Below are 200 nucleotides of genomic sequence, written 5' to 3'. Positions count from 1 at the left end.
GTTATGAGCGATGGGGTGACGCAGTAGGGTAGTGACGCGGACTGATGGATGTCCGTCTAAGCAGTGAGGCTGGTGTGTAGGCAAATCCGCACATCGTAAGGCTGGGCTGTGATGGGGAGCGAAAATTGTAGTAGCGAAGGTCATGATCTCAGACTGCCAAGAAAAGCCTCTAGCCAGGAGAAGGTGCCCGTACCGCAAAC

The 200-nt window shown here is 54.5% G+C and carries 1 rRNA gene; it reads left to right on the top strand.

From position 1 onward, the window contains the following. Positions 1-200, top strand: a 23S ribosomal RNA gene (locus WA407_RS26925); the annotation flags it as partial.

This window comes from Paenibacillus sp. 203 (genome assembly GCF_037027525.1).
Lineage (GTDB): Bacteria > Bacillota > Bacilli > Paenibacillales > Paenibacillaceae > Paenibacillus > Paenibacillus polymyxa_B.
Note: the sequence above shows the minus strand (reverse complement) of the source record. Positions and strands in the feature narration are given on the sequence as shown.